We start from the raw sequence: 18,428 nt of genomic DNA on the forward strand, positions 1-18,428 counted from the left end.
TCCCCGGAGCCCCCACATGAAGACTCGATTGATCGACGGGCTCAAGGCCCGTGCGCAGATGCCGTGCCTGGCCGCGCTGTGCGGCCTGGTGGCGATGGGCGTGGCGATCGCGGCGAACGCGCAGGAAGCCGTCGCGCCGCTGGCGGAAGCGGCCGCCTACGACCGCGGCGACGTGGCGTGGATGCTCACTTCCACCCTGCTGGTGCTGCTGATGACGGTGCCGGGCCTGGCCCTGTTCTACGGCGGCCTGGTGCGATCGAAGAACGTGCTGTCGGTGCTGAGCCAGGTGCTGGTGGTGTTCTCGCTGGTGGTGATCCTGTGGGCGTTCTACGGCTACAGCGCGGTGTTCACCGAGGCCAACGCGTTCTTCGGTTCCTTCACCGAGAAAGCCTTCCTGCGCGGCATCACCGCCGACACCCTCGACGGCGGATTGCCGGAACTGCTGTTCGTCGCGTTCCAGTCCACCTTCGCCGGCATCACCACCGCGCTGATCGTCGGCGGCTTCGCCGAGCGCATCAAGTTCAAGTCGGTGATCCTGTTCTCGGTGCTGTGGTTCACCTTCAGCTACATCCCGATGGCGCACATCGTCTGGGGCGGCGGCTACCTGGGCGAGCTGGGCGCGATCGACTTCGCCGGCGGCACGGTGGTGCACATCAACGCCGGCGTGGCCGCGCTGGTCGCCGCCTGGTTCCTCGGCAAGCGCCTGGGCTACGGGCAGGCCGCGCTCAAGCCGCACAGCGTGCCGTACACCTTCATCGGCGCCACGCTGCTGTGGGTGGGCTGGTTCGGCTTCAACGCCGGCTCGGCCGCGGCCGCCGACACGGTGGCCGCGCTGGCCTTCATCAACACCCTGCTGGCCACTTCGGCGGCGGTGCTGGGCTGGACGCTGGTCGAGGCGATCTTCAAGGGCAAGCCCTCGGCGCTGGGCGCGGCCTCCGGCGCGGTCGCCGGCCTGGTCGGCATCACCCCGGCCTGCGGCACGGTCGGCCCGCTCGGCGCGATCGTCATCGGCCTGTCCGCGGGCGTGCTCTGCGTGTGGGGCGTGACCGGGCTGAAGAAGCTGCTCAACGTGGACGACACCGCCGACGTGTTCGGCGTGCACGGCATCGGCGGCATCGTCGGCGCGCTGCTGACCGGCGTGTTCAGCGCGCAGTCGCTGGGCGGCACCGTGGCCGACCTGGACATCGGCGCGCAGGTCTGGATCCAGGCGGTCAGCGTCGGCTTCACCATCGCCTGGTGCGCGGTGGTCACCGCGCTCGCGCTGCTGGTCACCAAGGCGGTGTTCGGCCTGCGGGTGAGCGAGGACGCCGAGCGCGAGGGCCTGGACATTACTTCGCACGGCGAATCGGCCTACGAGAGTTGAGCGCGCTGTCGGGGACGGCTTTGCACTAAACTGGTGCAATGCCGTTCCCGGATTCTCCTCCGATGTCTTCCCACCCCAGCCTCGACGCGCTGAACACGCCGGTGGCCTGGGCCGATCCGCGCGGCGCCATCCTCGGCGTCAATCCCGCCTTCTCCCGCTGGCTGGGCGTCAGCGCGCGGAGGCTGCTGGGGCAGCCGCTGGCGGCGCTGGAAATCGAGGGCGATGCGATGGCTCGCTTCCTGGACAACACCGACGGGCGCGACATGCTGCGCCTGCACCGCATGGCGGTGGCCATGCCCGGCGAGGCGCCGCGCTTCGCGGAGGGCTGGCTGTCGCGCACGGACGGCGGCGGCTGGCTGCTGGAGGCGCATCCGGTCGACGAGTTCCCGTCGCCGGACCCGGCGCAGGCGCTGCCCAGCGCGTTCGGCGCGGCGCTGAAGGGGCTGGCGCACGAGCTGCGCAACCCGCTGGCCGGGTTGAAGGGCGCCGCGCAACTGCTGGCGCGGCGCGCCGGCCATCGCGGCGACAACGACGACGAGCGCGAACTGATCGCGCTGATCGAATCGGAGATCGGCCGCCTCAACGGCCTGCTCGACCAGTTGCTGTCGCCCTCGCCGCCGCGCCCGCACGCGCCGCTGAACATCCACGCCGTGCTGGAGCGCGTGCTGCGCCTGGCCGAGGCCGAGGGCGGCTGGTCGGTGCGCCTGCAACGCGACTACGACCCCAGCCTGCCCGAGCTGCCGGGCGACGCCGATCGCCTGACCCAGGCGGTCTGGAACCTGGTCCGCAACGCCCTCCAGGCCGGCGCCGCCAGCATCGTGCTGCGCACCCGCGTCGAGCACGGCTCGCGCATCCACGATCACCTGCATGCGATGGCGCTGCGGGTGGAGATCGTCGACGACGGCCGCGGCGTGCCGGACGAGCTGGCCGAGCACCTGTTCCTGCCGCTGGTGTCCGGCCGCGCCGAGGGCAGCGGGCTGGGGCTGGCGCTGGCGCAGCAGGTCGCGCGCGAGCACCGCGGCACGCTGAGCTACCGCTCGCGGCCCGGGCATACCGTGTTCACCCTGCTGCTGCCGCAGCCGCAGGACGGGGAGGAGGAATCCCGCCATGTCCATTGATCGCGCTTCGGCATCGGCGCAGGTCTGGGTGGTCGACGACGACCGCTCGGTGCGCTTCGTGCTGTCCACCGCGCTGCGCGACGTCGGCTACGCGGTGGACGGCTTCGACAGCGCCGACGCGGTGATGCGCGCGCTGGACGCGCGCGGCGCGCCGGATCTGCTGTTCACCGACGTGCGCATGCCCGGCGACGATGGCCTGGCGCTGCTGGAGCGGCTGAAGTCCAGCCATCCGCAACTGCCGGTCATCGTGATGTCGGCCTATACCGACGTCGCCAGCACCGCCGGCGCGTTCCGCGGCGGCGCGCACGAGTTCCTTTCCAAGCCGTTCGATCTCGACGACGCGATCGCGCTGGCGGCGCGCGCGCTGCCGGGCGAGGAGGGCGGTGATGCCCGTCCCGGTGATGACGGTGGCGAACCGGCCGGACGCCCGCGCCTGATCGGCGACACTCCGGCGATGCGGGCGCTGTTCCGCGCGATCGGCCGGCTGGCGCAGGCGCCGCTGTCGGTGCTGATCACCGGCGAGACCGGCACCGGCAAGGAACTGGTCGCGCACGCGCTGCACCACGAGTCGCCGCGCGCGCGCAAGCCGTTCGTCGCGCTGAACACCGCCGCCATCCCGGCCGAACTGCTGGAGAGCGAACTGTTCGGCCACGAGGCCGGCGCGTTCACCGGCGCTTCGAGGCGCCACATCGGCCGCTTCGAGCAGGCCGACGGCGGCACCCTTTTCCTCGACGAGATCGGCGACATGCCGCTGCCCTTGCAGACGCGGCTGCTGCGCGTGCTGGCCGAGGGCGAGTTCTTCCGCGTCGGCGGGCGCGAGTTGATCCGCGTCGACGTGCGCGTCATCGCCGCCACCCACCAGCCGCTGGAGCGGCTGGTCGCCGAGGGCCGCTTCCGCGCCGACCTGCTGCACCGGCTGGACGTGGTGCGGCTGCCGCTGCCGCCGCTGCGCGAGCGGCGCGCCGACGTGCCGCAGCTGGCCGAGAACTTCCTGGCCACGGCCACGCGCCGGCTCGACACGCCGGGCAAGCGGTTCTCGCCGGCCGCGCTGGAAGCGCTGCAGGCGCACGCATGGCCAGGCAACGTGCGCGAACTGGAGAACGTCTGCTGGCGGCTGGCCGCGCTGGCCCCGGGCGACGTCATCGGCGCGGCCGACGTGGAGGGCGCGCTGGGCCGGCGGGAGGCCGCTCCGGGCGACGGCGGCAGCGATGGCGAATGGGACGCCGCGCTGGCGGCATGGGCGCGGCGGCGCCTGGCCGAGGGCGCGGAAGGGCTGCACGCACAGGCGCGCGAGCGCTTCGACAAGGCGCTGCTGGAAGCGGCGCTGGAAGCGACCCAGGGCCGGCGCGCCGAGGCCGCCGCCCGGCTCGGCGTGGGCCGCAACACCGTCACCCGCAAGCTCGGGCCGGGCCGGCGCAAGCGCTGAAAGGCGCCGCGCCGCGGAGTCAGCGCGCCGCTTGCGCCGGCGCCGGCTTGTCGCAGAAGAAGTACACCCGCGCGCGCACCGGCTTCGGCCGGTCCGCGCCGACCTTCTGCAGCAGCCGGAACTGCCGTCCCATCCCCTTGCAATGGTTGCGCGCCTCGGCTTCCAGATCGATCCACAGCCGTATCGTCGAGGCGTTGGCGCTGCGGTCGGTGCGGCCGAGGCTGTACTGATCGTCGCCGTGCGACTTCAGGCCGCCGCAGGCGGCCAGCAGCAGCGGCAACAGCCAGAAGCCGGTGGTCGGGCGCTTTCCCTTCGATGGCATGCACATTCCCCTGTGACGGTCGAACCCGGCGCGCATCTTCCCTCAGGCGCGAGGCGGCGCGGCGGCGTGTCGTGCATGCAGGTGACGGACGGCGCCTCCGGATGCACGGAAGCGAAGCGCAGGCCGTTTTTCATGAAACATGAATGCCGGGACGGTTACCGTTGCCGCCCCCGAGCCCACGCTTCATCCGGAGATTCCGAACATGCGCCGTTCCGCCCTGATCGCCCTTGCCGCCAGCCTGTCCGTCGCCGCGTGCAGCAGCGCACCGGAGCGTACCGTGCCGGCCGCGCCCGCCACCGATCCGGCCCCTTCCGTCGGCACCGCCCAGCAGGCGGTGGCCAACCTGGCCTCGGCCTCCGGCAGCCTGGTCAGCGGCAAGGTCACCCTCACGCCGATGGGCAATGGCGTGCACATCACCGGCGAGGTCGGCGGCCTGCCGCCCAACAGCCAGCACGGCTTCCACGTGCACGAGAAGGGCGACTGCAGCGCGGCCGACGCCAGCAGCGCCGGCGCGCACTTCAATCCCTTCAACACCGCGCACGGCAAGGCCGCCTCCGGCCCGCACCACGCCGGCGACATGGACAACATCGTGTCCGACGCGCAGGGCGTGGCGAAGATCAATGCGCATGCGGTCGGCGTCACCCTCGGCGGCGGCGCGGCCAACGACATCGCCGGGCGCGGCCTGATCGTGCACGCCGCCCCGGACGACTACCGGACCCAGCCCACCGGCAACGCCGGCGCGCGGCTGGCCTGCGGCGTCATCACCGTCACCCGCTGATTCGTCCCGGCGTTCATTTCGATAGCTGGCGCCTCCTGAGCCGAGCAAGCTCGGCTGTTGTAGAGCGGAGCTTGCTCCGCTGCTTGTCCGCTCGGAGCCGAGCAAGCTCGGCTCTACAGGCACCTTCCATCTTGTAGAGCGGAGCCCGCTCCGCTCCATGCATGCGCAAAGGCCGCCGCGCGGCGCTCAGTCCGCCAGCGCCTGTCGCGGATCCGCCTGTCCCGGGCAATGCGCGAAGGTCACCGCGATGCCATGCGCCTCCAGCACCGCCGCCAGCTGCTGCTGGCGCATCTGGAAATACTGGTGGGCGCGGTCGAGCTGGGCCTCGTCTTCCAGCGCCGGCGCATAGCGCGCGCGCCAGGCCGCCGGCTCGAACAACGCGATCTGCGCCTGGCCGTCGCCGCCGTAGCGCAGCAGCGGTTCCGGCGGCGCGTCCAGCCAGGCGATCTCCTCGCCGGCCATCAGCGCCGTCTCGATGATCGGCCACAGCGCCTCCAGCCCGCTGTTGCGGTACTGCATCGCCATCAGCGCGGCCAGATCGTGCGCGGTCAGGTAGCGCGCATGCTCGATGCGCGCGGCGAACGCCTGCTGCGCCAGCAGTGCGGTGTCGGCGCCGGCCATGCCGGTTTCCAGCAGCGTGTCCTCCAGCCGCGCCGCCGCCGCGTCGAGCAATTCCGCCTCGCCGGCGAGCACGAACGGCAGCACCCGCAGCGCGCCGCCGCGCAGGCCGGGGTCGGCCTGGAACGGCTGCGGCACCTCGCCGTGCGCGTCGGCGCCGAAGGCGATGATGCGGTTGCCCTCGCCGCGGCCGGGCGCGCGCTGGCGCAGTTCCAGCAGGCGCTGGTGCAGCGGCCAGCCCGGGCGCAGCGCCTCGGCCGGATCGAAGTGCGCGGCGGCCAGGCACAGATCCAGTTGCGCGACCTGCGGCACCAGCCCGGCCAGATCCCGGCCCAGCCGCTCGGCCAGCAGGCCGGCCTGCGCGGGCGGCAGCGCGTCGACCGCCGGCGCGTCGCCGCCGGAAAGCTCAAGCGCCATCACGCCCATCATGTGATGTTCTGTTGTGGATCGAGTCATGTCGGCGTTTGGCGGCGGTGGGAGCGCGGATTACACTGGCCCACATTATGCCCGCCGAGGTGGCGCGGCGTTTTTTCAGCATCGTCCCCACGCCTGTCCGCCCGATGAGGTTGCCCATGCCATCCGTACGTCCCGTCGCCATCCTCGGCGGCGTCCGCATCCCGTTCTGCCGCCAGAACACCGCCTATTCGGACGTCGGCAACCTGGGCATGTCGGTGCGCACGCTGGGCGCGCTGGTCGAGCGCTTCGGCCTGCACGGCCAGCAGCTCGGCGAAGTGGCGATGGGCGCGGTGATCAAGCACTCCTCCGACTGGAACCTCGGCCGCGAGGCCGCGCTGTCCTCGGGACTGTCGCCGCTGACCCCGGGCATCACCCTGCAACGCGCCTGCGGCACCAGCCTGGACACCATCGTCCACATCGCCAACAAGATCGCGCTAGGCCAGATCGACTCGGGCATCGGCGGCGGCTCGGACACCACCTCCGAGGTGCCGATCGTCTACGGCAAGAAGCTGCGCGCGCGCCTGCTGGCGGCCAACCGCGCCAAGACCACCCGGGACAAGCTCAAGGCGCTGGCGTCGGGCTTCAAGTTCGGCGAGTTCAAGCCCGAGTTCCCCGGCGTGGCCGAGCCGCGCACCGGCAAGAGCATGGGCGAGCACTGCGAGGACATGGCCAAGCAGTGGAACATCTCGCGCGATTCGCAGGACGAACTCGCCGTGGCCTCGCACCACAAGCTGGCGGCGGCCTACGAGCGCGGCTTCTTCGACGACCTGATCGCCCCGTTCCGCGGCCAGACCCGCGACAACATCCTGCGCCCGGACACCTCGCTGGAGAAGCTGGCGACGCTGAAGCCGGCCTTCGACAAGACCTCCGGCCGCGGCACCCTGACCGCCGCCAACTCCACCCCGCTGACCGACGGCGCCGCCGCGGTGCTGCTGTCCAGCCAGGCATGGGCGCAGGCGCACGGCCACGAGCCGCTGGCCTATTTGCGCGACGCGCACGTGTCGGCGGTGGACTTCGTCCACGGCGAGGGCCTGCTGATGGCGCCGACCGTGGCGGTGGCCGAGATGCTCCGGCGCCAGGGCCTGACCCTGCAGGACTTCGATTTCTACGAGATCCACGAGGCCTTCGCCGCGCAGGTGCTGTGCACGCTGCGCGCGTGGGAGAGCGAGGACTACTGCCGCAACCGCCTCGGCCTGGACGCGCCGCTGGGCCGCATCGACCCGGACAAGATGAACCCCAACGGTTCCTCGCTGGCCACCGGCCATCCGTTCGCCGCCACCGGCGCGCGCATCGTCGCCACCGCCGCCAAGGAACTGCAGCAGCGCGGCGGCGGCCGCTGCCTTATCTCGATCTGCACCGCCGGCGGCATGGGCGTGGTGGCGATCGTCGAGCGCTAGCCGGTTATCGCGCAGGCGGTGCCTCGCGCGCCCATCCTCCGTCCCCCACAGGCGGGATCGCCCTGTCGATCGGCGGCTCCGACGACGTTACTTTGGCCCGTCCCGCAGGCGCTCGTACAGCGGCACCAGCCCGGGTACGCGCCGCAACACGTCCTTCAGGGCGCGTGGCAACGGCAATGGGCGGTACGAGGGCGGAGCTGCAAGCACGCGCACGGCGCCTTGCGGCGTCATCCCGGGCGGGCACACGCAGTCGCCTGGTTCGTTCTGGAACTTGGCCAGCAGGTGGGTGGGCTTGATGCGGCCTTCCGCGATCGCCTGTTCGTCGATCGCATGGACGCGGTCGATGAAGCTCAGGTCCCACTCGCTCTGCTGGTGGAAGTTGTGCCCGAACCCGCGATCGATGAACACGTCGATGATGTTCCCCCAGGCCATGAAGACCCGCGGCTGGAAATGCTCCAGCAGCAACGGCAGCACTTCCTGCGCCCGGACACCCTCGAAGCCTTCCTGGGAGCAGTCCCAGTCCATGAATTGCTGTTCCTGCCGCTGCAGTTGCCAGTTGTAGCGGTACCGCTCCGGCAGCCATTCCCAGGCCTCGTCCACCAGCGTGCGCGCTTCCGGCCAGCGCATGTGGCCGTTCCTGCCGATCATGTCGGAGACCAGGAAGCATCCGCCCGGGGCGAGCTGCCGCTTGATGGACGCGTAAAGCCTTTCCAGTTCGACCACGTGATGCAGGGACTGGTTGGCGATGACGACGTCGAAGGTTCCCTCTGGCAGCCCCTGGTTGAAATCGTGGACCCGGACGTCGAAGCGATCGCTCAGGCCGGCTTCCTGCACGAACTGCGAACCCCGGCCCAGCGCGGCGTCGCTGATGTCCAGGCACAGGAAACGGAATTGCACGCCCGCTTCCGACAGGCCAGAGGCGATTTTCGTCTCGATGGCGCAGTCACCGCTGCCCACGCTGGCGATGCGCAGCGGCGCGCCGCCGGGCTTCCAGGTGCGGCTGCTCTCGAGCACGAAGAAGTGTTCTATGTTGTCGTAGCCGAAGGTGTTGATGAACGGACGGAGATACTTGTTCGACCAGTAATGGAATATCTCCGGAAGATCATGGACGCATACGTTGTTGTCGAACGTGTGCTTCTCCTGGGCTAGCCGGCTGGCGTAATCCGTCATTGTTCTGGCCGTTCCTGCAGTCAGGGCGTGCGCCTGAGGATACAGGTTTGGCCTGGCGGGACATGCATCGTGCCTGGCGTGACGCCATCGCATGCGGCGGTCGGGCACCACGCCGGGGATTGTGCGATCGCCGCGGTTTCCGGGCCTGGACGCAGAATCACGGGCGCGACGGATGGCGCCCACGGCAAAACCCATGAAGCGGGGTTTCCTTCGACCTCATGGCGGCTGTTTCAGCCGCGCGGCAGGCCGAATTCGTTGCGTTCCTCGATGACCGCTTGGTCGTGGATGCGCTGCCTCATGTCGCGGCCGGGTAGTTCCTGCGCGGGTTCGCCGCGCTCGGCGCGCAGGGCGTTGGCGTAGCTGAGCCGGGCCAGCGCGTCGTCGCCGGCTTCGGCCAGGCCGTCGCCCAGCGCCTCCCAGGCTTCGGCGCCGGCGCCCTGGGCGAGCGCGCGGTGCAGGAATTCCTGCGCCTGCGTCCACTGGCCCTGCCAGGCGCGCCAGCAGGGCCAGGCTGACCAGCAGGCCGGGACTGGCCGGGTGCGCCTGCAGCCAGCGCTGCGCGCTGGCGCGGCGGGCGTCGGGCTTGGCCAGTGGCAACCGGCCGTACAGCAGCGCCAGGTCCTCGTCCCAGCGTTCGTCCAGCGCGTGTTCCAGACTGTGCGCGGCGGCGTCGTCCCAGCGCAGGGCGGCGGCGCGGCGGGCGTAGGCGGCCACCACCGCCGCATCGCTGCGCAGCGGCTTGGGCATGGCTTCCCAGCGTTCGGCCAGCACGTTGGCGTCGCCGGCCTCGGCCAGCGACTGCGCGGCCAGGCGCGCTTCCAGCGCGGCCAGGGTGGTCGGCGACAGCGCCTGCTGCTGGCGCAGCGCGCCGAGCAGGCCGTAGGCCTCGCCGGCGCGGCCGGCCTCGGCCAGCGCCTGCGCGCGCAACGCCAGGCCGCGCGGCGGCGGCGGCTGGAGCGCGGGATCGTCGAGCGTGGCCAGCGCCTGCCGCGGATCGCCGGCGGCCAGCGCGCGCTCGGCGGCGAGCAGCGCGGCGACGGCGGGATCGCGACCGGCCAGCGCCTGCAGGTGCCGGAGCGCGGCCTCGGCGTCGCCGCGCGCATCGGCGGCGCGCACCCGCCCGGCTTCGGCCAGCGCGCCGGCTTCGGGATCCTGCGCGGCGCGTTCGAGCAGGCGCTCGGCGCGCTGCCAGTGGCCGGCCTGCAAGGCGGCCAGGCCCTCGATGAGCCGCGCGCGCGCCTGCCGGCGGCGGTGCCGGCGCCAGACCCGGAACGGCAGCGCCAGCAGCCGCGCCAGCAGCCACAGCCCGAAGAACGCCAGCGCCAGCGCCAGCAGGGCGCGCGGACCGGTCGTGCTGTAGTCGTAGCCGCCGAAACGGACGAACACCTCGCCGAGATCGCGCGCCGGCTGCTGCGCCAGCCATTGCGCGCCGAACACGCCCAGCGCGATCAGCAGCAGCAGGATCACCACGGTCCGGAACGGTTTCATTCGTGCCTCCTTACGGCGCTTCCACCAGCGGTTGCGATGGCGGCCGCCGCGCGGGCGCGCCGGTGCGACGGATTTCGTGGAGCTGCCGCAGCGTGCTGCCGATCAACGGCGAGTCGATCTCCAGCGGAAGTTCGCGCAGCTGCCGCAGTTCGGCCCGACCTTGCCGCAGCGCCGGTGAATCCGGCCACAACCGCGGCAGCCAGGCGTCCACGCGCGCCAGCGCGGCATGCAGGCCATCGCCGTCGCCGCGCTCCAGCGCCGCGCGCGCCAGCGCCAGATCGATGTGCATTGCCGCCTCGGCGGCCTGGCGATCGGCCGGGCCGAGCGGGCTGCCGGCCCGGGTCGGGCGCACTTCGACCAGCGGCGCCAGCACGCGCTGCCAGGTCGGCCGCGCCGAAGGCGTCGTGGCGTCCACGCGCGGCAGCCGCGCCAGCGCGTCGGCGAAGCGATCCAGCCGCGCCGCCAGCGTCGCCTGCGGGCCGGCGCCGAGCGCCTCGACCGCGTCGCGCTCCTGCGCCAGCGCCTGGCGGAGGTTGAGCAGGCGGTGATCGTCGATGCCTTCCAGGGTGTCGGCCGCCAGCGCATAGGCGCGCCGCGCGCCGTCGGCGTCGCCGGCGATGGCCAGCCGCTGCGCCGCCAGCGACAGCAGCAGCTCGACCTCGTCCAGCCGCAACGCCTGCGCGCCGTGGCGGTCGGAGTCGGACAACCGCGCCACCGTCTCTTCCAGCAGCGCGCCGCGCTGGCCCAGCGCCAGCACCTCGTCGCGCAGGATGCGGTGGGTGGTCACGGCGTCCTGGATGCGCTGGGCCTGGGTGCGCTGGGTCTGCCGCAGCGCGTCCACCCGCTGTTCCAGCGCGGCGATGCGCTGCAGGGCGGCCTGCTCGTCGGCCGACATGCGCGCCTGGCGCGATTGCCAGTGCGTCCACCCGTACCAGCCGCCGAGGGCGATCGCCGCGACGGCGATCAGCGGCAGCCACAGGCCCGGGCGGGCGCGGCGGGAAACGGGGGTGGCGGGTGCTGCATCGGTCACGCGGGCGTTCCGGTTGGCGCGGTCGGGAGGGAATCGGATGCTAAACGCAGCGGCGTGACGGCGGCGGCCGCCGCGGCGAACAACTGCCCGGGCTGCGGGCCGTCGGCGCGCGACACCGGTGCGAAGCCGAGCGCGCGCGCCTGATCGGCCAGGCGCGCGCTGGCGGCGATCACCGGCAGCGCGCGCAGCCGCGCGATCGCGTCGGCGGGCAGTTGCCGAAGCAGCGTGTCCAGCGCCTCGCCGCTGCTCAGCAGCAGCACGGCCGGCGCCTGCAGCGCACGCAGGCGGGCCAGCGCGCGCGGCGAGGGCGCCAACGGCAGGCGCCGGTAGACCTCGGCACGGCGTATCGAAGCGCCACGGTCTGCCAGCGTGCGCGCGATCAGCCCGCGGCCACCCGGCGCGGTGACCAGGCCGACGCTGCGGCCATGCAGATCCTGCAGCGGCGGCAGCGCCAGCAGGCCCTCGCTGTCCATCCGCGCCGGCGCCAGCACGTCGTCCACGCCGGCTTCATGCAAGGCGGCCGCGGTGCCGGCGCCGACCGTCGTCCACAACTGGCCGCGCCGGGGCGCCAGCGCGGACAGCCGCCGCGCCGCGACCACCGCCGCCGGACTGGTGAACAGCACCACGTCCGCCGCCAGCGCCCGTGCCAGCGCCGCGCGCGCGGCGGCGCCGTCGAGGGATTGCAGCCGCCACGGCGACAGCGCCAGCAGGCCGGCGCCGTGGCGCCGCGCGAGGCGGCGCAGCGATGCGTGGCCGCCCTGCGGGCGCAGCGAGATCACGTACCATCGGGCCGCGTCGTGGGATGCCATGCGGAGATTATCGTCGATGGGTGAGGAAACGGCGCTGCACTCGTTGCGGCGCGAATACGCGGCGATGCCGCCGGTGGCGGCCATGCAGGTGCGGGTCGAGGGAATGGAAGGCGGGCGGCTGCGGCTGTCGGCGCCGCTGGCGGCCAACGTCAACGACAAGGGCACCGCCTTCGGCGGCAGCCTAGTCTCGCTGATGACGCTGGCCGGCTGGGGACTGGTGGCGATGCGGCTGGAGCGCGCCGGCGTGGCGGCCGAGGTCTACGTCGCCGACAGCCAGGTCCGCTATCTGGCGCCGTTGCGATCGGACCTGCATGCGAGCGCCGCGCTCGACGAGGGGCAGTCGTGGGACGAGTTCCTGCGCACCCTGGCCCAGCGCGGGCGCGCCCGCGTGCAGCTGCGCGCCGAGGTCGCGCTGCCGGAAGGCGGGGTGGCGGCCACGCTGTCCGGGCGTTTCGTCGCCCTGGCCAAGGAGGCGCCCGCGCCCGGCTGAGCGGGGCCGCGGGGCCTTCGTTCACCCCAAACCGCGTCGCACGCCCTAGGATGGCGGCACTGATCGGGAGCAGGCGATGCGGGCAATCCTCAAACTGGTGCTGGCGGCGGCGCTGATCGCGCAGGCGCTGCCGGCCGACGCGCTCAACTCGCGCCAGCGCAACAAGCTGGAGCAGGCCCAGAACGCCTTCGCCGCGGCGATCCGCTGGGGCGATTTCGAGGGCGCCTGGCAGATGGTCGATCCGGCCGTGCGCGAGCGCGATCCGATGACCGAGCTGGAATTTGCCCGCTACGAACAGATCCAGGTTTCCGGCTACCGCGACCTGCACGCGCTGGTCGAGGCCGACGGCACCCTGGTCCGGGTCATCGAGCTGCGCGTGATCAACCGCCACACGATGGCCGAGCGCACCCAGCGCTTCCGCGAGCGCTGGCGCTGGGACGAGGCGGCCAAGCGCTGGTGGCTGGCCGACACCCTGCCGGATCTCTGGGAAGGCAGTTGAAACCCGCTTCCGCTCGTCATCCCCGCCTGCGCGGGGATGACGACTCTTGTCAAAGCCCGGCTTCCCGCCGCCCCACGCGCCCGGCGCGCCGGCCTGCTGGGCTATGCGACAATCGCCGCCCCGCCGGAACACCTCGCTCCCTGCCGTGAATCCTGAAGAACTGCTGGCCTTCGCCGGTCGCCACCCGATGCTGTCGTTGGCCCTGGCCGGCCTGACCGTGGCCATCATCGCCACCGAGATCGCCCGCCTGACCCGCGGCTACAAGGCCCTGCGCCCGGCCGAACTGACCGGCCTCATCAACCGCGAGAACGCGCTGGTGATCGACCTGTCGGCCATCGCCGACTTCGAGAAGGGCCACATCGCCGGCAGCCGCAACCTCACCCTCAGCCAGTTCGATCCGCAGGGCAAGCTGCTGGCCGGCGCGCGCGCGCAGCCGGTGGTGCTGGTGTGCCGCAACGGCCAGGCCTCGGCCGGCGCGGCCAAGCGGCTGAAGAAGGCCGGCTTCGAGAAGGTCTACTGGCTCGACGGCGGCGTGGCCGCCTGGCAGCAGGCCGATCTGCCGCTGGTCAAGGGTCGCTGAACCCGCCGGCCCCTTGAACCGAGCCGGGCGCGCCGCCATCGGCATGACATAATCGCCCATTCACCGTTCAACCACCGATTTCCTGGAGTCACGAGATGTCCGACGAAAACACCAACGGCGCGGTCGCGCCCAACGCCACCGACGCCGCTGGCCCCGCCTTCACGGTCGAGAAGATCTACGTCAAGGACGTCTCGTTCGAAGTCCCCGGCGCCCCGGCCATCTTCGGCGAGAACGTGCAGCCGGAACTGCAGCTCAACCTCAACCAGCGCGTGCAGCGCCTGAACGAGAACATGTTCGAGGTCGTGCTCGGCGTCACCCTGACCTGCAAGGCCGGCGACAAGACCGCCTACGTGGCCGAGGTGCAGCAGGCCGGCGTGTTCGGCCTGGTCGGCCTGGAGCCGCAGGCGATCGACGTGCTGCTCGGCACCCAGTGCCCGAACATCCTGTTCCCCTACGTGCGCCAGCTGATCAGCGACCTGGTCCAGGCCGGCGGCTTCCCGCCGTTCTTCCTGCAGCCGATCAACTTCGACGCGCTGTACGCCGAGACCCTGCGCCAGCGCCAGGAGCAGAGCGGCGAACTGGCCAACACGGAACCGGCCGGCAACGCCTGATCGGCGTGCCGCACGCTCCCGTCATGGCGCATCGCGCCGCCAGGGGTGACGGATGACGGATCCGCTGCGCATCTGCGTGCTCGGCGCGGGCTCCTGGGGCACCGCGCTGGCCACCCTGATGGCCCGCAACGGCCATCGCGTGGTCCTGTGGGGCCGCGACGCCGCCGTCAGCGCGGCCATCGACGGCGCGCACGAGAACACCCGCTACCTGCCCGGCATCCCGTTGCCGGAATCGCTGCGCGCCACCACCGACCTGGCCGCGGCGATGGCCGGGGTCGACCTGGTGCTGGTGGTGGTGCCCTCGCACGCCTTCACCGAGACCCTGCACGCGCTGGCGCCGCTGCGCCCGGCGAATGCCGGCGTGGCGTGGGCGACCAAGGGCTTCGAACCCGGTTCGGGCCGCTTCCTGCACGAGGTGGCCGAGGACATCCTCGGCCCCGACGTGCCGCTGGCGGTGGTGACCGGCCCCTCGTTCGCCAAGGAGGTTGCGCTCGACCTGCCCACCGCGGTCACCGTGCACGGCCAGGACGCGGCCTTCGCCCAGCGCGTGGCCGAGGTGCTGCACGGCCCGACCTTCCGCGCCTACACCGGCGAGGACATGGTCGGCGCCGAGCTGGGCGGGGCGATGAAGAACGTGCTGGCAGTGGCCACCGGCGTGGCCGACGGCATGCAGCTGGGCCTCAACGCGCGCGCCGGCCTCATCACCCGCGGCCTCAACGAGATGCTGCGGCTGTCGGCGGCGATCGGCGGCAAGCCGGAGACGCTGATGGGCCTGGCCGGGCTGGGCGACCTGGTGCTGACCTGCACCGGCGACCTGTCGCGCAACCGCCGCCTGGGCCTGGCGCTGGGACGCGGCCAGTCGCTGGACGAGGCGGTGCGCGCGATCGGCCAGGTGGTCGAGTCGGTGCAGACCGCCAACGAGGTGATGCGCCAGGCCGAGCGCCACGGCATCGACCTGCCGATCTCCAGCGCCGTGCGCGCGGTGCTGCACGGCGACCTGACCCCGGCCGAGGGCCTGCGCCAGCTGCTGGCGCGCGAGCAGAAGCCCGAGTATCCGCAGACGTTGTTTCGTTGAGGCGGGGATGACCGGACATTCGTCCGTTGAGAGCGGGGATTCGGGATTGGCGATTCGGAAAAGAAGAATCCGCCGGTGGGTGCGCGAGCCGAGCAAGCTCAGCTCTACAACGTATTTGGCTCTGTAGAGCCGAGCTTGCTCGGCTCCCCGCCATGCCGGCGACCCACGCTCCAACCAATCCCTAATCCCCAATCCCCAATCCCGGCATCACCATAAAGAAGAAGCCCGGCCATAAGCCGGGCTTCGGTGCGACGTGGGGGAGAGGGAACACGTCGCGGGAACCGCGGATCCGCTTACCAGCTGAAGCGCGGACCGACGAACCACTGGGTGTCGCCGTCGGAGAACTTGACGTCGGCCGAGGCGCTCCAGTTCGGCGAGAACTTCACCTGCGCGCCGAGCCGGCCGTAGAAATCGCCATCGTATTCGTCGCCGTTCTCGTAGCCGACCAGCGCATAGCCGTTGAGGCGGTGGGTCATCGCGCCGTTGACACCGACCTCGACGCTGTAGCCGTCGAGCTTGGGCGCGTAGTCGATGTCGTAGCGCTCGTAGGCGACGCGGGTCAGCAGGTCCACGCGCTGCGACAGGCCGTGGTTGTAGCCCACGCCCAGGCGCCAGTTGTTGATGTCGACGTTCTGGAAATCGTCCAGTTCCTGCGACTGGTAGTCGCCGAACAGGTGGAAGTTGGGATGGAGCGCGACCGATCCCTTCAACGCCCAGCCATCGGCATCGGCGATATCGGTGTTGCTGGCGACATAGCCGCCTTCGACGTAATTGTAGCTCACGCCATCGGCGGCCGAGGCGGCGAACGGGGCAGCGGCCAGCAGGGTCAGGGCAAGCAAGGACTTCTTCATGATCAACAATCCTCTGTTTTCTTGTTTTGTCGTGCCGATGCCCAAGTGCATGCGCAAGCCTGCGCTATCGGTGCGTGAAGTATCCGTTCGCCGCTGCAATGCGCACTGAATAACAAACTGAGCGGTACATGAATCACCCGGCGCCTTGCGGAACTTCCGGCACATCACCGCGTGATGCATTGCGCATCACGCACCGTGTGCCCTCGCGAGTGCCGGAACGATGCGCGCGGGCGTGGCGACGGTGGAGCCGCCAACGCCACACGACAGTGGAATCAATCCGCGGCGATTCCCGGCGCGTCCTCGTCGCTGTCCTGCGCGTCCGGGCTGTGCCGGGCGACGATGCTGGTGGCGGTGAGATCGCCGGTGACGTTGCCGGTGGTGGCGAACACGTCGGGGATGGTGTCCACCGCCAGCAGCAGGCCCAGCGGTTCGATCGGCAGGCCCATCGACTGGGTCACCGGCATCACCGTGGCCATGAAGCTGACCTGCCCGGGCAGGCCGATCGAACCCAGGCTGATCACCACCGCCAGCGCCGCGCCGGCGGCCAGCGTCACCGCGCCCAGCTCGATGCCGTAGGCCCAGGCGACGAAGCAGGCGGCGACGATGTACTGGATCGGGCTGGTGATGCGGAACAGCGTCACCGCCATCGGCAACACCAGCGCGGCGACCGCGCGCGGATGGCCGAGGCGGAAGCGCGCGCTCTCCAGCATCGCCGGCAGCGAGGCCAGCGAGGACTGCGTGCTGGCCGCGACCACCTGCGCCGGCAGGATCGCCTTGGCGAAGGCCAGCGGCGAGCCGCCCGCCAGCAGCGCCACCAGCGCATAGCAGATCAGCGTGGCGCCGAGGTACATGCCGCATTGCAGGACGATGTAGCCGGCCAGCGCGCCGATCACGCCGATGCCGGCCTGCGCGCATACCGCCAGCACCAGCGCGAACACGCCGATCGGCGCGGCCAGCAGCATCCAGCGCACGATCACGATCATGGTGTCGGCGATGCCGTGGCACAGGCCGATGACCTGCGCGCGGCGCTCGGCCTGCACGCGCGTCAGCGCGAAGCCGAAGAACAGCGCGAACACCACCACCGGCAGCATCGCGCCCTGCGCGGCGGCCATGATCGCGTTGCTCGGGATGATCCCGCCGACCCAGGCCGCGATGCCGGGCGCGGCGGCCTCGCCGGCGGAAGGCAGGGTGCCGCGCAGCGTGGCCGTCAGCTCGGGACTGTGCGGCATCGCCGACAGCACCAGCGGCGCCACGGTGGCCGCGTAGGCGGCGAACAGCGACAGCAGCGCGATGAACACGATCATCGCGCGCCGCGCCACCCGCCCGGACGCGGCGGCGTCGCTGGCGGTGGCCACGCCAAGGATCACCAGCGCCAGCACCAGCGGCACCACCGTCATCTGCAATCCGCTCAGCCACAGCCGGCCGATCGGCTGGGCGATGGCGACGGCGCGCTCGGCCGCGGCGGGGTTCCAGTGCGCCAGCGCCAGTCCGACCACCGCGCCGGCCAGCAGGCCCAGCAGTACGCGCGCGGTCGCGCCGGGCCACCTCACCGGGCCGGCTCCGCGCCGGGCAGCGCCCACTCATGCGCCAGCCGCACATGCTCGGCGCGCGGCAGCAGCACCAGCACCGGCCGCGCCTGCGGTTGCAGCCACGCCAGCAGGGCGTCCATCGACGCCGGCGCCATCGCGGTGCAGCCGGCGGTGGCTTCGCCGGGCTTTCGCCAGAGGTGGGCGAAAATGCAGCTGCCCGCGCCGGCCTCGGCGCGCTCGTTGTGGCCGATGACCAGGCCCAGGCGATAGCGCGGATCGCCGTCGTTGTGCAGGTCCAGGCGCATCGGCTCGGTCGAGCCGGCGGCGGCCGCCTCGCCGACCTCGCGGGTGTCGACGATGCGGTTGTACAGCGGTGAGGCGGGCACGTCGATGCAGTAGTGGCTGGCCTGCATCGGTCGGTACGGCATGCGCGTGGCCGCCTGCGCGGCGTAGCCGAACGCCTCGCCGATCACGAACACGCCGGCCGGCGCGCGACCGTCGCCCTCGCGCTTGTGCGGGCCGCCGGGCTGCGCCGGATGCAGGCCGGCGCCCCAGGCTGAACCGCTGCGGCCGACCGCGATCTCCAGCGGTGCATTGACCTCGCGCCAGCGGCCGTCGCGCATCTCGAAAAGCTGCAGCGTGCCGGTGGTGGCGTCCCAGTCCGGGGTCAGCACCAGCACCAGTTGGCGCGCGTCGCGCCACGGCAGCGGCGACGGCGCGGCCGCCGCCAGCGCGGGCAGCGACAGCGCCAGCAGGGCCAGCGCGAAGGGAACGGGGCGACGGAAAAGGGCGCGGAAGAGGCGGGGCATGGCGGCTCC

General features: G+C 72.0%; 18 protein-coding genes and 1 pseudogene. 10 read left to right on the forward strand and 9 right to left on the reverse strand.

The window, feature by feature from the left end:
• Positions 1–58: 58 nt before the first annotated feature.
• The 3 genes from AAG688_RS01320 (at position 59) to ntrC (ending at position 3,907) form a co-directional block, all read left to right on the forward strand.
• Positions 59–1,363 carry an ammonium transporter gene (locus AAG688_RS01320; RefSeq protein ID WP_411834906.1) on the forward strand — a complete coding sequence of 435 codons (1,305 nt, stop codon included), beginning with the start codon at positions 59–61 and terminating at the stop codon, positions 1,361–1,363.
• A 62-nt stretch (positions 1,364–1,425) separates the two neighbouring features.
• Positions 1,426–2,481 carry a two-component system sensor histidine kinase NtrB gene (locus AAG688_RS01325; protein WP_411833572.1) on the forward strand — a complete coding sequence of 352 codons (1,056 nt, stop codon included), beginning with the start codon at positions 1,426–1,428 and terminating at the stop codon, positions 2,479–2,481.
• Entirely contained in the window at positions 2,471–3,907 is a 1,437-nt protein-coding gene (gene ntrC, locus AAG688_RS01330; protein WP_411833573.1) for a nitrogen regulation protein NR(I), read from the forward strand. The genes AAG688_RS01325 and ntrC overlap by 11 nt, the downstream gene beginning before the upstream one ends.
• Before the next feature lie 19 nt (positions 3,908–3,926).
• Here ntrC and AAG688_RS01335 read toward each other — a convergent pair whose 3' ends face one another.
• The gene (locus AAG688_RS01335) at positions 3,927–4,229 is read right to left on the reverse strand and encodes a hypothetical protein (RefSeq protein WP_411833574.1); all 303 of its coding nucleotides are present in this window, start codon (positions 4,227–4,229) and stop codon (positions 3,927–3,929) included.
• Positions 4,230–4,431: 202 nt separating this feature from the next.
• On the opposite strand from AAG688_RS01335, the gene AAG688_RS01340 reads away from it, so the two are divergent.
• Positions 4,432–5,007 carry a superoxide dismutase family protein gene (locus AAG688_RS01340; protein WP_411833575.1) on the forward strand — a complete coding sequence of 192 codons (576 nt, stop codon included), beginning with the start codon at positions 4,432–4,434 and terminating at the stop codon, positions 5,005–5,007.
• A 186-nt stretch (positions 5,008–5,193) separates the two neighbouring features.
• Here the strand turns inward: AAG688_RS01340 and AAG688_RS01345 are convergent, their stop codons facing one another.
• Positions 5,194–6,081 carry a hypothetical protein gene (locus tag AAG688_RS01345; RefSeq protein WP_411833576.1) on the reverse strand — a complete coding sequence of 296 codons (888 nt, stop codon included), beginning with the start codon at positions 6,079–6,081 and terminating at the stop codon, positions 5,194–5,196.
• Between the two features lie 116 nt (positions 6,082–6,197).
• On the opposite strand from AAG688_RS01345, the gene AAG688_RS01350 reads away from it, so the two are divergent.
• Positions 6,198–7,478 (forward strand): acetyl-CoA C-acetyltransferase, encoded by a 1,281-nt coding sequence (locus AAG688_RS01350; protein WP_411833577.1) that lies wholly within the window; start codon positions 6,198–6,200, stop codon positions 7,476–7,478.
• An 87-nt stretch (positions 7,479–7,565) separates the two neighbouring features.
• Here the strand turns inward: AAG688_RS01350 and AAG688_RS01355 are convergent, their stop codons facing one another.
• The 4 genes and pseudogenes from AAG688_RS01355 to AAG688_RS01370 form a co-directional block, all read right to left on the reverse strand.
• Positions 7,566–8,648: a class I SAM-dependent methyltransferase gene (locus AAG688_RS01355; protein ID WP_411833578.1), complete on the reverse strand. Its 1,083-nt coding sequence runs from the start codon at positions 8,646–8,648 to the stop codon at positions 7,566–7,568.
• A 230-nt stretch (positions 8,649–8,878) separates the two neighbouring features.
• Positions 8,879–10,136: pseudogene (locus AAG688_RS01360) on the reverse strand (heme biosynthesis protein HemY).
• Positions 10,137–10,146: 10 nt separating this feature from the next.
• On the reverse strand, positions 10,147–11,166 hold the full coding sequence (locus AAG688_RS01365; RefSeq protein WP_411833579.1) for a uroporphyrinogen-III C-methyltransferase: 1,020 nt from the start codon (positions 11,164–11,166) through the stop codon (positions 10,147–10,149).
• Entirely contained in the window at positions 11,163–11,975 is an 813-nt protein-coding gene (locus AAG688_RS01370; RefSeq protein ID WP_411833580.1) for a uroporphyrinogen-III synthase, read from the reverse strand. Before AAG688_RS01370 ends, AAG688_RS01365 begins: the two co-directional genes overlap by 4 nt.
• A gap of 16 nt (positions 11,976–11,991) precedes the next feature.
• Between AAG688_RS01370 and AAG688_RS01375 the strand changes: the two genes are divergently transcribed.
• The 5 genes from AAG688_RS01375 to AAG688_RS01395 all read left to right on the forward strand — a co-directional run bounded on the left by AAG688_RS01375 (position 11,992) and on the right by AAG688_RS01395 (position 15,230).
• Positions 11,992–12,465 carry a YiiD C-terminal domain-containing protein gene (locus AAG688_RS01375; RefSeq protein WP_411833581.1) on the forward strand — a complete coding sequence of 158 codons (474 nt, stop codon included), beginning with the start codon at positions 11,992–11,994 and terminating at the stop codon, positions 12,463–12,465.
• A gap of 76 nt (positions 12,466–12,541) precedes the next feature.
• The gene (locus tag AAG688_RS01380; protein ID WP_411833582.1) at positions 12,542–12,964 is read left to right on the forward strand and encodes a hypothetical protein; all 423 of its coding nucleotides are present in this window, start codon (positions 12,542–12,544) and stop codon (positions 12,962–12,964) included.
• Positions 12,965–13,109: 145 nt separating this feature from the next.
• A complete protein-coding gene (locus AAG688_RS01385) occupies positions 13,110–13,544 on the forward strand; it encodes a rhodanese-like domain-containing protein (protein WP_411833583.1) in 435 nt (144 codons plus the stop codon).
• Positions 13,545–13,639: 95 nt separating this feature from the next.
• Positions 13,640–14,155 (forward strand): protein-export chaperone SecB, encoded by a 516-nt coding sequence (secB, locus tag AAG688_RS01390; RefSeq protein WP_411833584.1) that lies wholly within the window; start codon positions 13,640–13,642, stop codon positions 14,153–14,155.
• A gap of 52 nt (positions 14,156–14,207) precedes the next feature.
• A complete protein-coding gene (locus tag AAG688_RS01395; protein ID WP_411833585.1) occupies positions 14,208–15,230 on the forward strand; it encodes an NAD(P)H-dependent glycerol-3-phosphate dehydrogenase in 1,023 nt (340 codons plus the stop codon).
• Between the two features lie 293 nt (positions 15,231–15,523).
• Here the strand turns inward: AAG688_RS01395 and AAG688_RS01400 are convergent, their stop codons facing one another.
• The 3 genes from AAG688_RS01400 to AAG688_RS01410 form a co-directional block, all read right to left on the reverse strand.
• Positions 15,524–16,132 carry a diffusible signal factor-reguated Ax21 faimly protein gene (locus AAG688_RS01400; protein ID WP_411833586.1) on the reverse strand — a complete coding sequence of 203 codons (609 nt, stop codon included), beginning with the start codon at positions 16,130–16,132 and terminating at the stop codon, positions 15,524–15,526.
• A gap of 221 nt (positions 16,133–16,353) precedes the next feature.
• Positions 16,354–17,631: a dicarboxylate/amino acid:cation symporter gene (locus tag AAG688_RS01405; protein ID WP_411833587.1), complete on the reverse strand. Its 1,278-nt coding sequence runs from the start codon at positions 17,629–17,631 to the stop codon at positions 16,354–16,356.
• The gene (locus AAG688_RS01410) at positions 17,628–18,419 is read right to left on the reverse strand and encodes a L,D-transpeptidase family protein (protein WP_411833588.1); all 792 of its coding nucleotides are present in this window, start codon (positions 18,417–18,419) and stop codon (positions 17,628–17,630) included. Before AAG688_RS01410 ends, AAG688_RS01405 begins: the two co-directional genes overlap by 4 nt.
• Positions 18,420–18,428 lie beyond the last annotated feature (9 nt).

Origin of the sequence: Pseudoxanthomonas mexicana, assembly GCF_046736355.1 — a bacterium.
Lineage (GTDB): Bacteria > Pseudomonadota > Gammaproteobacteria > Xanthomonadales > Xanthomonadaceae > Pseudoxanthomonas_A > Pseudoxanthomonas_A mexicana_B.